We start from the raw sequence: 12,732 nt of genomic DNA on the forward strand, positions 1-12,732 counted from the left end.
CCCTGATGGCGTCCGCACTCCCCGCCCCTGACCCGGCGGCGTCCGCCCTGCTCGATGACGGCGCTCCCGCGGTGCGCCGGCGTGCGATTCCGGCGCCGCCCGCGCCGGACGCGATATTACCCAGCGTGACGATGGCTGAGACCATGGCGGCGCCGGCCGGGGCTGCCGCCCGAAGGACCGGGCGACCATGCCGAGCCGGGCGGAGAGCCTCGCGAAACGGCCCGGTGACGTGCCCGGGACCGTGCGGTCATCCGGTGCGGCACGCATCGCAGCAGGTCACAGCGGCATAACGGCCGGCTGGGTACGCGCTCACGTCGCGTGACGGCCGTCGCGATCACGCTCGCCAGGTTTGCCCCAGACCCGCTCTTGACGGTCGCGTTACAGGCATGCAAACTGCGGAATACGTTTTCCCGCTCAACGCAGCGGTGACAGGAGGTTACTGATGATCCCGTCGAGGAGGCCCGCGTGAGCGCTCTCGGCGAGCTACAGCGCATGCGCAAGGGCAGCGGCGGCACCCTCGGCGGCAACCGTGAGGGCCTGACGGCGAAGCGAGACAACCAGGCCGCGTTCGTGTTCCTGCTGCCCTGGTTCGCGGGCCTGCTGCTCATCACGGCCGGCCCGATCGCGGCCTCCTTCATCCTGGGCTTCACCGACTACAACCTGATCCAGCCGCCGGTCTTCAACGGCCTGGACAACTGGATCCGCATGTTCAGTGACGAGCGCCTGCACAAGGCGCTCGGGGTGACGCTGGTCTACGTCCTGGTCTCCGTTCCGCTGCAGCTGGCCTGCGCCCTGGCCCTGGCGCTGCTGCTGGACCGCGGGCTGCGCGGGCTCGCGTTCTACCGCTCGGCCTTCTACCTGCCGTCCCTGCTGGGCTCCAGCGTGGCCATCGCGGTGTTGTGGCGGCAGATCTTCGGCGCCGACGGCCTGTTCAACCAGGTGCTGGCCATGGTCGGCATCGAGGGCAAGGGCTGGATCTCCGACCCCGGCAGCGCGCTGGGGACGCTGATCGTCCTGAACGTGTGGACGTTCGGCGCGCCCATGGTCATCTTCCTGGCGGGACTGCGCCAGATCCCCGCGATGTACTACGAGGCCGCGGCCACCGACGGGGCGGGCAAGTGGACCCAGTTCAGGAAGATCACCATCCCGCTGCTGTCGCCGATCGTCTTCTTCAACCTGGTCCTGCAGGTGATCCACGCGTTCCAGTCGTTCACGCAGGCGTTCGTGGTCTCGGGCGGCAGTGGCGGGCCCTCGGACTCCACCCTCTTCTACACGCTCTACCTCTATCAGCGGGGATTCGGGAATTTCGACATGGGATATGCCTCGGCGCTCGCCTGGCTGCTCCTCGTCATCATCGCCGCCTTCACCGCCATCAATTTCTGGGCCGCGAAATTCTGGGTCGTTTACGATGACTGAACTCCGTAAGGTGCTCAAGCACGCCGGGCTGATCGCGCTCGCACTGGTCATGCTCTATCCGGTGTTGTGGATGGTGGTCAGCAGCCTGCGGCCCAACAACGAGATCTTCCGCCGCCCCGGCCTGATCCTCGACACCCTTCAGACCCAGAACTACGGCGAGGGCTGGAGCGCCCTGGCCTCCCCGTTCGGCCATTACCTGGCCAACTCGGCGATCCTGGTGCTGGCCTGCATCATCGGCAACCTGGTGTCCTGCTCGATGGCGGCGTACGCGTTCGCCAGGCTGGACTTCACCGGCAAGCGCCTGTGGTTCGCCATCATGCTCGGCACGATCATGTTGCCGATCCACGTGATCATCGTCCCGCAGTACATCATGTTCTCCCAGCTCGACTGGGTGAACACGTTCCTGCCGCTGGTGGTGCCGAAGTTCCTGGCCACCGACGCGTTCTTCGTCTTCCTCATGGTGCAGTTCATCCGGGGGCTGCCGCGCGAGCTGGACGAGGCGGCGAGGATCGACGGCTGCGGCCACGCCCGGATCTTCCTGCGCATCATCCTGCCCCTGATGATGCCGGCCCTCGCCACGACGGTGATCTTCACCTTCATCTGGACGTGGAACGACTTCTTCAGCCAGCTCATCTACCTGACCGACCCGGAGATGTACACCGTGCCGGTGGCGCTGCGCTCGTTCGTGGACGCCACGGTCCAGACCTCGTGGGGATCCATGTTCGCGATGAGCGTCGTGTCCCTCGCGCCGGTCTTCCTCGCCTTCCTCGTCGGCCAGCGGTACCTCATCCGGGGCATCGCCACGACCGGCGGCAAGTAACCCCCAGGGAATCATCATGCGACGAATCGCACTGGCCGCCGCGGCGGCACTCATGCTCAGCGCCTGCGGCAGCGGCGGCGGCAGCGCCGGCCAGGAACTGTCGAAGGACCAGGTCACCCTCCGCTTCACCTGGTGGGGCGCGGACGAGCGGCACAAGCGCACCCAGCAAGTGATCGACATCTTCCAGAAGAAGTACCCGAACATCACCGTCAAGGGCGAGTTCAAGGACTGGAACGGCTACTGGGAGAGCCTCGCCACCACCGTGGCCGCGAACGATGCGCCCGACATCATCCAGATGGACGAGCTCTACCTCGCCTCGTACGCCGAGCGCGGCGCCCTGCTCGACCTCGGCACCGCGTCCAAGCACCTCAAGACCGCCGACTTCGACAAGACCGCCCTGGACACCGGCATCGTCAAGGGCAAGCAGTACGCCCTGCCGGTCGGCCTGAGCACGTACGCGATCGTCGCCAACACCGACCTCCTCGACCAGTTCAAGGTCAAGGCCCCGGACGACGCCACCTGGTCCTGGGAGGACTTCAAGAAGACCGGCGAGGCGGTGTCGAAGGCGGGCGGCGGCAAGGTCACCGGCGTGCAGTCCTTCGGCTTCGACGCCGGCAGCCTGAACATCTGGACTCGGCAGCACGGCGCCGCCCTGTTCGACGAGGCGGGCAAGGTCGCCGTGCCGGAGAACGTGCTGGCGAGCTACTGGGCCTTCATCAAGGATCTGGCCAAGTCCGGCGTCTCCCCGCAGCCGTCGGTGACCATCGAGCGGGCCGGCGGCCCGCTGGACCAGTCCGGCACCGCCACCAACGCCTCCGCACTGGCCACCTGGTGGAACACCCAGCTGACGTCGCTGTCGGCGGCCAGCGGGTCCAAGCTGGAGCTGCTCAAGCTGCCCGGCGAGGCGCAGGCGTCCTCCCCGGCCGCGTACTACAAGCCCTCCATGTTCTGGTCGATCTCCTCGCGCAGCAAGCACCCGGCCGAGGCCGCGCTGTTCGTGGACTTCCTGGCCAACAGCCAGGAGGCGGCGGACATCATGCTGACCGACCGCGGCGTGCCCGCGAACACGAAGATCCGCACCGCCATCATCCCGAAGCTGGGGGAGACGGACAAGGCCGCGGTCGAGTTCCTGGACACGATCAAGGTCGGCACCGCCCCCAGGGTCACCCCGAACGGGGCCAGTAACCTCGAGGCGATCATCAAGCGGCACACTGAAGAGGTGCTGTTCGACCGGCAGTCGCCGGAAGAGGCCGCCAAGTCGTTCATCAAGGAGCTCCAGGCCGAGATCGACGGCGCCTGACCCCCTTTTCCCACCAGGAGTTATGACCTTGTCTCATCGGAACTACCGGGCCGCGATCGTCGGCACCGGTGGGATCGCCACCGCTCACGCCCGCGCCATCGCCGCCTCCGGCGGCAGGGCGACGCTCGTCGCCGTGGCCGACGTGGACCTCGGCCGGGCCAAGACGTTCGCCGAGACGTGGGACGTCCCCGGCGCCCACGCGAGCCTGACCGACCTGCTGCGGGAGGAGCAGGTGGACCTCGTCCACCTGTGCACCCCGCCGCAGCTGCACGCGCCGCAGGCGCTGGAGATCCTGGAAGCCGGGGCGACGGCGCTGATCGAGAAGCCGCCGACGCTCTCGCTGGCCGAGTTCGACACGCTGATCGAGGCCGAGGGCCGCTCGGCCGGGCACGTCGCGACCGTCCTGCAACACCGCTTCGGCACCGGCGCGGTACGCCTGCGCCGACTGCAGGAGGCCGGCGAGCTGGGCCGCCCGCTGCTGGCCACCTGCGCCACCCAGTGGTACCGCGACGAGGCCTACTACGCGGTCCCGTGGCGCGGCACCTGGGAGTCCGAAGGCGGCGGCCCGACGATGGGGCACGGCATCCACCAGTTCGACCTGCTGTTCTCCGTGCTGGGCCCGTGGCGGGAGGTCACGGCGGTGGCCGCCCGCCAGGCCCGCGACGTGGACACCGAGGACGTGTCGATGGCGCTGGTGACGTTCGAGAGCGGCGCGGTCGCCACGATCGTCAACTCGGTCGTCTCGCCGCGGCAGACGTCCCAGCTCCGGTTCGACTACGAGCACGCCACCGTCGAGGTGGACCACCTGTACGGCTACACCGACGACGACTGGACGATCACCCCCGCGCCCGGGCACGAGGGCGTGTCCGGACTGTGGGCGCAGGGGCACAGCACGGAGACGAGCGGCCACGATGGCTGGCTGTCGGCCGTGCTCGACGCCCTCGACCAGGGCCAGGCGCCGCCGGTGACCGCCGCGGACGCCAGGCGCACGATGGAGTTCATCGCCGCGCTGTACGCCTCCGCCTTCACCGGCGAGCGCGTACGAAGTGGACAGATCACTGCTGACAGCCCGTTCGCCCCGACGATGGAGGGCACGGGCGCCCCGTGGGAAAAGGTGAGGAACAAGTGACCCTGCAGGCCAACCACGCGCTCGGCCGGTCGGTCACCGTCACGGCGGGCGACGTCGAGCTGTTCAGCTACATCTACCGCCCGGACACGCCGGTGCTGGAGTCACCGAAGCCGTACGTGCACCCGATCCGCACCCTCCGCGGCGCGCTGGTGTCGCTGTTCCGGCCGCACGACCACGTGTGGCACAAGGGCATCGCCTGGTCGCTGCCGCACGTCGGCGAGCACAACTTCTGGGGCGGGCCGACGTACGTGCACGGCAAGTTCTACGTGCAGCTGGAGAACAACGGCAGCGCCACGCACCGCGAGATGACCACGCTGACCGCCGAAGGCGGCCGGGTCGAGATCGGGCACACGCTCGGCTGGACCTCCCAGGCCGGCGCCCCGGTCATCGAGGAGCGGCGCACGCTGGCCGCGACCGTGCTGGACGAGGCGACGTGGGCGCTCGTGTTCGACACGACCATGACGAACGTGTCGGGCGGCACCCTCGACTTCGGCTCCCCGACCACGAAGGGCCGCGAGAACGCCGGGTACGGCGGCCTGTTCTGGCGCGGCCCCCGGTCGTTCACCGGCGGCATCATCCAGTCGCCTGCGGGCGCGGGCGGCGACGAGCTGCGCGGCACGCGGGCCGAGTGGTTCGGCTTCCGCGGCCGGCACGACGAGACCGGCGAGCACTCGACGATCGTCATGGTCGACGACGCCGCCAACCCGCAGCACCCGCCGCAGTGGTTCGCCCGCAGCGAGGACTTCGCGTGCCTGTGTCCGGCGCCGTTCTTCAGCGAGGAGGTGCCGCTGCCGGACGGCGAGACGCTGCGCTTCAGGTACGCGGTCGTGATCGCCGACGGCGACCGCGGCGAGGACGGCACGGCGCTGCTGGCCAAGCAGGGACGGGCGGCGCTGGCATGACGTTCCCCGGCGGCACCTCGATCAGCCGGCTGACGGTCTACACCGGCGCGTGCGCCGACGGCCTGGAGGGCGGCACGCCGCACCTGCACACCGCCTCCACCGAGGCGTACGTCGTCGTCGGCGGGCACGGCGCGCTCCAGACCCTGGACGCGAACGGCCTCAAGGAGACCGAGCTCAGCGTCGGCTCGACCGTGTGGTTCACGCCGGGGACGATCCACCGCGCGATCAACCGGGGCGGCCTCGAAGTGGTGGTCGTCATGTCGAACGCCGGCCTGCCCGAGGCCGGCGACGCGGTCATGACGTTCCCGCCCGAGATCGTGGCCGACCCGGAGCGCTACCGCGAAACCGCCACCCTGCCCGCCGACGGCGTCGAGGAGGCGGTCGTCCGGCGGCGCGAGCTGGCGGTCGAGGGCTTCCTGCGCCTCGCCGAAGGCGGCCCCGAGCAGCTCCAGCGTTTCTACGACAGCGCCGTCGCCCTGGTCCGGCCCAAGGTCGCGGGCTGGCGGGAGATCTGGGAGCGCACGGTCGATCAGGAGACCCGCCGTACCGCGGAGATCCTCGACGCCCTCGGCAGCGGCGACGGCTCGCACCTGTTGCGGTCCGCGCTGATGGAGAGCCCGCCGCAGCAGCGGTGGGGCATGTGCGGCCACCTGCGCGCACACGACGTGGCCAACCCGATCATCCACTGAACATCCCGGACGACACCCCCCACAAGGAGCGCGGCAGATGCCACGTAACGCTGCCTTAGTCCGTATCCTCTTGCGCATGGTGACCGCCGCCGCCATGGTCGCGGCGCTCGCCCTTCCCGCCCAGCCCGCCGCCGCACAGGCGGGGACGACGTACTACGTCGACGCCGCCACCGGCGACGACGCGGCCTCCGGCCAGGACGAGGCGCACGCCTGGAAGAGCCTGGACAAGGTGAGCGCCACCACGTTCGCCCCCGGCGACCGCATCCTGCTCCGCGCCGGCCAGCGGTGGACCGGCCGGCTGTGGCCCAAGGGCTCGGGCGAGAGCGGCGCGCCCATCACCATCGACAGGTACGGCGAGGGCGGCAAGCCGCGCATCGACGGCGCCGGCCAGGTGGGCGACGCCGTCCGGCTGTTCAACCAGGAGCATTGGGCGATCCGCAACCTGGAGGTCACCAACGAGGTCCCGGCCACCGGCGCCCCGGGGGAGAACCTGCGTGACCTGCGCGGCATCCACGTCTCCGGCGACAACAGCCAGACCCTGGACGGGTTCGTCATCGACGGCGTGCACGTGCACGACGTCACCGGCCAGGTCAACTGGATCGGCGGCAGCATCGAGAACAACGCGCCCGGCGTGCGGTTCCAGACCGGCTGGGACGGCTCGAAGAAGACCGGCGGCATCGTGTTCGACACCACGGTGCCGGACATCAACGCGCCGCCGGAGCGGGCGACCGTGCTCAACGACGTGGTGATCCAGAACTCCCACGTCGCCAACACGTCGTTCGCCGGCATCGTCGTCAAGCAGTACACCGGCGACGGCAAGAACGACGCCGGTGAGACGATCGCCAAGGCCACCGGCTGGGGCACCCGGCAGAGCCCGGACGACCCCAAGTTCACGCCGCACACCAACATCGTCATCAGGAACAACTTCGTCACCCAGGCCGGCACGGCGTACGGCTGCAACGGCATGTACGTCACCAACGTGCGCGGCGCGCTCATCGAGCGCAACGTCGTCTACCGCACGGGGACCTCCGGCATCGAGACGTACTACGCCGACGACGTGACGTTCCAGTTCAACGAGGTGTACGAGACGCAGCAGAAGGCCGGCGGCGCCGACTCCAACGGCATCGACCCGGACAAGGGCACCACGCGGCAGGTCGTCCAGTACAACTACCTGCACGGCAACGGCGACGGCGTGCTGCTCTGCCAGTTCGCCTTCGGCGACGCGATCGTCAGGAACAACGTGATCGCGAGCAACTCCCGGTACCAGATCTACCTGCACTCGGACCGGGCCGCCACCGCGCAGATCTACAACAACACGATCTACAACGACAGATCCGCGTACCTCATCTACGGGTACGGCAGCTACCTCGAAGCCCGCTACGCCATCACCAACAACGTCCTGTACTCGACGCGCGCCGCGGCCGCGCTGACGACCAGCCCGACCATCACCTACGGCCACAACCTGTACGGCGGCGCTGACCTGCAGGTCCCGCCCGGCGACGGCGCCGCGGTGATCGCCGACCCGCGGTTCGCCGCCGCCCCGCTCGACGGCCCCTACGGCACACCGGAGACGGGGCCGCGGCTGGAGACCGCGCACGGCCTCCGCGTGACCTCCGGGTCGGCGGCCATCGACACCGGCGCCGAGATCGCCGGGAACGGCGGCCGCGACTACGCCGGCGCCACCCTGTACAACGGCGGCCCCGACCTGGGCGCCTTCGAGTACACCACCGCCGAGGGCGCGACGGCCGAGGCCGTCATCGGCACCGTGCGCACCCCGTCCGGCGCCCCGATCAGCGGCGCGACCGTGACCGCCGCGGGCGTCACGGCCACGACCGGCGCCGACGGCAGGTTCACGCTCGCGAACATCCCGTTCGCCGACGGCGTCGAGGTCACCGCCACCAGGAACGGCTACCAGACCGCCTCCGGGACCGTGAACGTGCGCTTCGGCAACACCGCCACCGTCCACCTCACCATGGCCTCCACCAGCGTGGTCGGGACGATCACCGGCCGCGTGCTGGACCAGGCCGCCCAGCCGCTGCCGGGCGCGAGCGTCACCGTCAAGGACGGCGACCAGACGCTCGCCACCGCCACCAGCGGCGCCGACGGCGGCTTCACGGTGGAGAACGTGCCGGTGGGGGAGGGCTACACGCTCCGCGCCGAGGCCGGCGGGTACGTCGCCGCGGCCCGGTCCGGGCTGCGCGTGGAGGCCGCCACCGCGACCGACGCCGGCTCCCTCCTCCTGGCCCGCCCCATCCCGGCCTACGTGGCCGTGCACGACTTCAACGATCTGCCGGCCGGACCCCTGACCAGCGGCAACGGCCTCACGGTCAGCCCTGCCGGCGGCGGCGTCGAGGTCACCGCCGACCACACCGCGCGCCTCAGCCGCACGGTGAACAGCGGCAGCACCAGCGTGTCCCGGACGTTCGCGCTGAAGGGCATCGTGACCGTCGAGGCGAACGTCATGAGCCGGCAGGCCTACACCTCCGGCAACCACTGGTGGTCCGTCCCCTACATCAGGAACGCCGCCGGCCAGAACGCCGTCAGCGTGGCCTTCACCAAGAACACGATCGTCGCCTACGCGGGGGCCACGACCCGGACGGTCGGCACGTACGAGCCCGGCCGCCGGTACCACGTCGCCGCCGTGATCGACACCGTCAACCAGCGCTTCGACCTGCTCATCGACGGCCGACGCGTGCTGGAGGACGCCGCGTTCCGCAACCCGATGGACACCGTGGCGCAGATCGACTACTACGCCAACAGCACCAACTACGGCGACATCGACCTCGACGACATCCGCGTCTCTCAGGGCGTGGGGCTCGCCCGCGACGACACCGCCCTGCTCAGCGTCGACACCAGCCAGGGCCCGCCCGACGACGACCTGGTGCTGGACGTGCCGGCCCGGGTCGGCGAGGTGGACGTGACCGCCGTGGCGCGCAGCCCGTTCGCCAAGTCGGTCGCCATCGACGGCGAGCGCACCGAGGGCGCCCAGGCCACGCGCCGCATCACGCTCGGCGACACCGGCGCGGACGTCCGCGTCGTGGTCACCGCCGAGGACGGCACGGAAGGCGCCCACACCCTGCGGATCCAGCGGCGGTCGCTGGCCCAGGACACCACGCTGTCCGCCCTCGTCCCCGACGCGGGCACCCTCGACCCGGCCTTCGACCCGGACGTCCACGAGTACGAGCTCGCCATCCCCGGCGACCGCGTGGCCTTCACCCCCACCGCCCTCAACCCTCGGTCGGCCATCACGGTCCAGGACCATTCGGTGACGAGCGGGACGAAGTCGCCCGCGATCATCGTCCCCGCCGAGATCGCCATCAAGGTGGTGTCGGAGGACGGCACCGCGGACACGACGTACAAGATCAAGGTCACCGGCCCGGGGCTGCCCCAGGACGGGGCCACCGCGCCGCCCGCCCGCGCCGCGCTCTCGACCACGAGCGGCCGGCAGCACGGCCTCCACGACGGCACGCACGACGTGACCATGAACCTCTGGTACGGCGTCAACGGCAGCGTCTTCGTCCTCTACGAGAACGGCAAGGAGATCGCCAGACGCGATCTGACCTCGAAGACCCCGTCGGCGCAGAAGGCCACGGTCTCGCTCACCGGCAGGAAGAACGGCACGTACGTCTACACCGGCGAGCTGCTCAACCAGGCCGGCCGCACCGCCACCACGTCCGTGAAGGCCGAGGTGACCGACGCCGACCCCGGCGAGCCCGTGCTCAGCTCCGACAACTGGGACGGCGACGGCGACTACACGATCCGCATGAACATGTGGTGGGGCACGAACGCGACCACCTACCGCCTCTACGAGGACGGTGTCCTCGTCGACACCCAGCGGCTCGACGCCGCCACCCCGGCCGCGCAGAGCGCCGCGACCGTGCTGCGGGACCGGCCGGCCGGCACGCACACGTACGTGGCCGAGCTGGAGAACGCGGCCGGCGTCACGAAGAGCAAACCCTTGACGCTGGTGACAAAATGACCGGTATGGATGACGGGTCGAAGACCCTTTCCTCCCCGCCGACCCTCCATGACGTCGCCAGGGAGGCCGGCGTCTCCATCGCCACGGCGTCGCGCGCGCTCAACGGCAGCGTGCGCAACGTCAGATCGGAGAACGCCACCCGGGTCCGGGCGGCGGCGGCCAAGCTCGGCTACGAGCCGCACCTGTCGGCGCAGGCCATCGCCAAGGGGTCGACCAGGACCGTCGCGCTGGTGGTCAGGAACGTGGCCGACCCCTACTTCTCCTCCATCGCCGCCGGGGTCACAGAGGCGGCGGAGTCCGCCCAGCTCATCGTCACCATGGCGGTGGCGGACGGGTCGCCGGAGCGGGAGCTGGAGATCGTCAAGACGCTGCGCGGGCAGCGGCCCCGCGTCATCATCGTCGCGGGCAGCCGCATCGCCGGCACGAGCACCCGGGACGCGCTCGTGGAGGAGCTGGAGGAGTACCGGACGGCCGGCGGCCAGGTCGTCATGATCAGTCAGCGGGACCTTCCGTTCAGCACCGTCACCATCGACAACCACGGCGGCGCCGAGCGGCTCGCACGGGCCCTGCTCGACGCCGGCTACCGGCGCTTCGCCGTCTTCCACGCGCCCGCCGAGATCCGCACGTCCAGCGACCGCCATGCCGGCTTCCTGGCCGCGCTGCGGTCGGCCGGGGTCCCCGACCCCGTCGCGATCGAGACCGGCTTCACCCGGGCGGGCGGCCACGACGCCGCCCGCCGGCTGGTGGAGCGGGGGGTCGAGGACGTGGAGGCGGTGTTCGCGGTCAACGACGTGATGGCCATCGGCGCCATGACGGCCTTCCGCGACGCCGGCGTGGTGCCGGGCAGGGACATCGGGGTGGCCGGCTTCGACGACATAGGGTCGGCGGTGGACGTGGTGCCCGCGCTGACGTCCGTGGCGGTGCCGCTCCGGGAGGCGGGTTCGGCCGCGGTGCGCCTCGCGCTGTCGGGCGACACCGGCGACGTCGGCCTCCCCGCCGACGTCGTCCTCCGCGAGAGCACCCCACCCCGTCGCACGGCTTGAAAGGGCGGGCACGCCGCCCGGCCGGAAAATGGCGGGCACGCCGGTCCCGCCTCAGGGCATGATCATGAGCCATGGGCTATGACGAGCTGATCCACGAGGCGCTCATCACCCCGCTCCCGCCCCGCACCGTGGTCACCGAAGGCTACGCGGCGAACGTCCCGGTGGCCCGCCGCCGCCTGGAGCCACTGGGCGTCGAGGTGACGGAGACCACCGGGCCGTTCCCTGCCGGCTCGTTCGGCCTGATCATCAACCGCCACGAGGCGTACGACCCGCGCGAGATCGGCCGCCTTCTGGCCGACGGCGGCACGTTCGTCACCCAGCAGGTCGGGGCCGCGACCTCGAAGAGATCAACGAGACCCTCGGCGCTCCACCCCACCAGAACCGCGACTGGGCCCTCACCACCGCCTCCTCCGGCCTCGAGGTCACGTGGAGCCGTGCGGGGACCTTCTTGACGACGTTCCACGACATCGGCGCGCTGGTCCTGTTCCTCCGCATGGTCCCGTGGCAGGTCCCGGACTTCGACGTGGCCAGGTATGACGGCCGGCTGCGCGCCCTGCACTCCGCCATGCGACAGGGCCGTCCACTCCGCGCCACAGCCCGCCGCTTCGCCCTCCTGGCCACCGGTCCTCACACGTAGGGGGCGAGGTGCTCCGCCGGGGCCGCGGTGCGCTTTCTTGCCCCGAAGGGCAAGAAACCCACCGCCGTATGGAGGAAGTTCTATCCCCCCGTGTTTCCGAACCGGTGGCCGGAGGTGCCATCGGGGTGACAGGCTGCCCGCATCCGCCCCGGTTCTCCTGAGAAACGGCGGGCCGGGGCAGGACCTTCGCAGTGTTCGTCGGAAGGAATGCGGCATGACTCATGACGCCGGCCGCGTCGCGGCCAAGCGGATCAACGACCACGTGGAGCTCGTGCACGACGACAACCCCGAGCTGGTGTTCGAGGTGCCTCGTCGCGACTGGGAGGCGTTCACCACGGCGGTCAAGTCGGGCGCGTTCGATCTCAGAACGCTGGAGCGCGAAGCCGAGGAGAACGTGGCCTGACCACTTTTCCCAGCCGCACAAAGGGCGCCCGCTCTCGCGCAGGAGAGCGGGCGCCGCCATGACAAGGTTAACCGCGTCCGGCCCAGTAGGACGCGGCCCGGTCCCACGCCGCGCCGCCGACGGCCCGGCCCAGCGCGCGCCCCTGCAGGTCGCCGCTCCTGAAGTGGATGCCTCCGTACCTGCGCGACACACCCGCCTGATCGGCGGCCTCGGTGAAGGTGCCCCACCGCAACGTCACGTCCTGCGCCGGCGTCACCCCCGGCTCCACCTGCGACGACCCCGCCGCGATCACCGCCTGGCCGCCGAACGTGTCACCGCGGGTGAACCGCTTGAGCACCTCGGCCGACGCCGCGCTGAACGTGCTGTGCCCCGAGACGTACTCGGCGAACGGCGGCGTCGGCCGAGGTGCTCAAG

11 protein-coding genes and 1 pseudogene are annotated in these 12,732 nt (G+C 70.5%); 11 read left to right on the top strand and 1 reads right to left on the bottom strand.

What is annotated here, in order from left to right; genetic code table 11:
• Positions 1-492 precede the first annotated feature (492 nt).
• The 11 genes from ETD86_RS47065 to ETD86_RS47115 all read left to right on the top strand — a co-directional run bounded on the left by ETD86_RS47065 (position 493) and on the right by ETD86_RS47115 (position 12,318).
• Positions 493-1,416 carry a carbohydrate ABC transporter permease gene (locus ETD86_RS47065; RefSeq protein ID WP_138673145.1) on the top strand — a complete coding sequence of 308 codons (924 nt, stop codon included), beginning with the start codon at positions 493-495 and terminating at the stop codon, positions 1,414-1,416.
• Entirely contained in the window at positions 1,409-2,236 is an 828-nt protein-coding gene (locus ETD86_RS47070; protein ID WP_138673134.1) for a carbohydrate ABC transporter permease, read from the top strand. The genes ETD86_RS47065 and ETD86_RS47070 overlap by 8 nt, the downstream gene beginning before the upstream one ends.
• Positions 2,237-2,252: 16 nt before the next feature.
• Complete coding sequence (locus ETD86_RS47075) at positions 2,253-3,536, top strand: ABC transporter substrate-binding protein (protein ID WP_138673135.1); 1,284 nt, start codon at positions 2,253-2,255, stop codon at positions 3,534-3,536.
• A 22-nt stretch (positions 3,537-3,558) separates the two neighbouring features.
• Positions 3,559-4,665 carry a Gfo/Idh/MocA family protein gene (locus tag ETD86_RS47080; protein ID WP_138673136.1) on the top strand — a complete coding sequence of 369 codons (1,107 nt, stop codon included), beginning with the start codon at positions 3,559-3,561 and terminating at the stop codon, positions 4,663-4,665.
• A complete protein-coding gene (locus ETD86_RS47085; protein WP_138673137.1) occupies positions 4,662-5,567 on the top strand; it encodes a DUF6807 domain-containing protein in 906 nt (301 codons plus the stop codon). The genes ETD86_RS47080 and ETD86_RS47085 overlap by 4 nt, the downstream gene beginning before the upstream one ends.
• Entirely contained in the window at positions 5,564-6,256 is a 693-nt protein-coding gene (locus ETD86_RS47090; RefSeq protein ID WP_138673138.1) for a cupin domain-containing protein, read from the top strand. Before ETD86_RS47085 ends, ETD86_RS47090 begins: the two co-directional genes overlap by 4 nt.
• A 76-nt stretch (positions 6,257-6,332) precedes the next feature.
• The gene (locus tag ETD86_RS47095) at positions 6,333-10,235 is read left to right on the top strand and encodes a carboxypeptidase regulatory-like domain-containing protein (protein ID WP_138673139.1); all 3,903 of its coding nucleotides are present in this window, start codon (positions 6,333-6,335) and stop codon (positions 10,233-10,235) included.
• Positions 10,236-10,240: 5 nt separating this feature from the next.
• Positions 10,241-11,278, top strand: a complete 1,038-nt coding sequence (locus ETD86_RS47100; protein WP_138673140.1) for a LacI family DNA-binding transcriptional regulator — start codon at positions 10,241-10,243, stop codon at positions 11,276-11,278.
• 71 nt (positions 11,279-11,349) lie between these two features.
• Positions 11,350-11,730 (top strand): class I SAM-dependent methyltransferase, encoded by a 381-nt coding sequence (locus ETD86_RS47105; protein ID WP_138673141.1) that lies wholly within the window; start codon positions 11,350-11,352, stop codon positions 11,728-11,730.
• Positions 11,727-11,915: a hypothetical protein gene (locus tag ETD86_RS47110; protein WP_138673142.1), complete on the top strand. Its 189-nt coding sequence runs from the start codon at positions 11,727-11,729 to the stop codon at positions 11,913-11,915. Before ETD86_RS47105 ends, ETD86_RS47110 begins: the two co-directional genes overlap by 4 nt.
• Before the next feature lie 214 nt (positions 11,916-12,129).
• Positions 12,130-12,318 (top strand): hypothetical protein, encoded by a 189-nt coding sequence (locus ETD86_RS47115; protein ID WP_138673143.1) that lies wholly within the window; start codon positions 12,130-12,132, stop codon positions 12,316-12,318.
• Between the two features lie 67 nt (positions 12,319-12,385).
• On the opposite strand, the pseudogene ETD86_RS47120 reads toward ETD86_RS47115, so the two are convergent.
• A pseudogene (locus ETD86_RS47120) lies at positions 12,386-12,694 on the bottom strand (phosphatase PAP2 family protein); the annotation flags it as partial.
• Between the last annotated feature and the right edge of the window lie 38 nt (positions 12,695-12,732).

The sequence above is a fragment of the Nonomuraea turkmeniaca genome (assembly GCF_005889735.1).
GTDB classification, from domain to species: Bacteria; Actinomycetota; Actinomycetes; order Streptosporangiales; family Streptosporangiaceae; genus Nonomuraea; species Nonomuraea turkmeniaca.

Excerpts from the sequence above, each read along its gene's own strand:
- ETD86_RS47070 (WP_138673134.1), top strand. The coding sequence starts at position 1,409 with ATGACTGAACTCCGTAAGGTGCTCAAGCACGCCGGGCTGATCGCGCTC.
- ETD86_RS47075 (WP_138673135.1), top strand. The coding sequence starts at position 2,253 with ATGCGACGAATCGCACTGGCCGCCGCGGCGGCACTCATGCTCAGCGCC.
- ETD86_RS47080 (WP_138673136.1), top strand. The coding sequence starts at position 3,559 with ATGACCTTGTCTCATCGGAACTACCGGGCCGCGATCGTCGGCACCGGT.
- ETD86_RS47100 (WP_138673140.1), top strand. The coding sequence starts at position 10,241 with ATGGATGACGGGTCGAAGACCCTTTCCTCCCCGCCGACCCTCCATGAC.
- ETD86_RS47095 (WP_138673139.1), top strand. The coding sequence starts at position 6,333 with ATGGTGACCGCCGCCGCCATGGTCGCGGCGCTCGCCCTTCCCGCCCAG.
- ETD86_RS47105 (WP_138673141.1), top strand. The coding sequence starts at position 11,350 with ATGGGCTATGACGAGCTGATCCACGAGGCGCTCATCACCCCGCTCCCG.
- ETD86_RS47115 (WP_138673143.1), top strand. The coding sequence starts at position 12,130 with ATGACTCATGACGCCGGCCGCGTCGCGGCCAAGCGGATCAACGACCAC.
- ETD86_RS47090 (WP_138673138.1), top strand. The coding sequence starts at position 5,564 with ATGACGTTCCCCGGCGGCACCTCGATCAGCCGGCTGACGGTCTACACC.
- ETD86_RS47065 (WP_138673145.1), top strand. The coding sequence starts at position 493 with ATGCGCAAGGGCAGCGGCGGCACCCTCGGCGGCAACCGTGAGGGCCTG.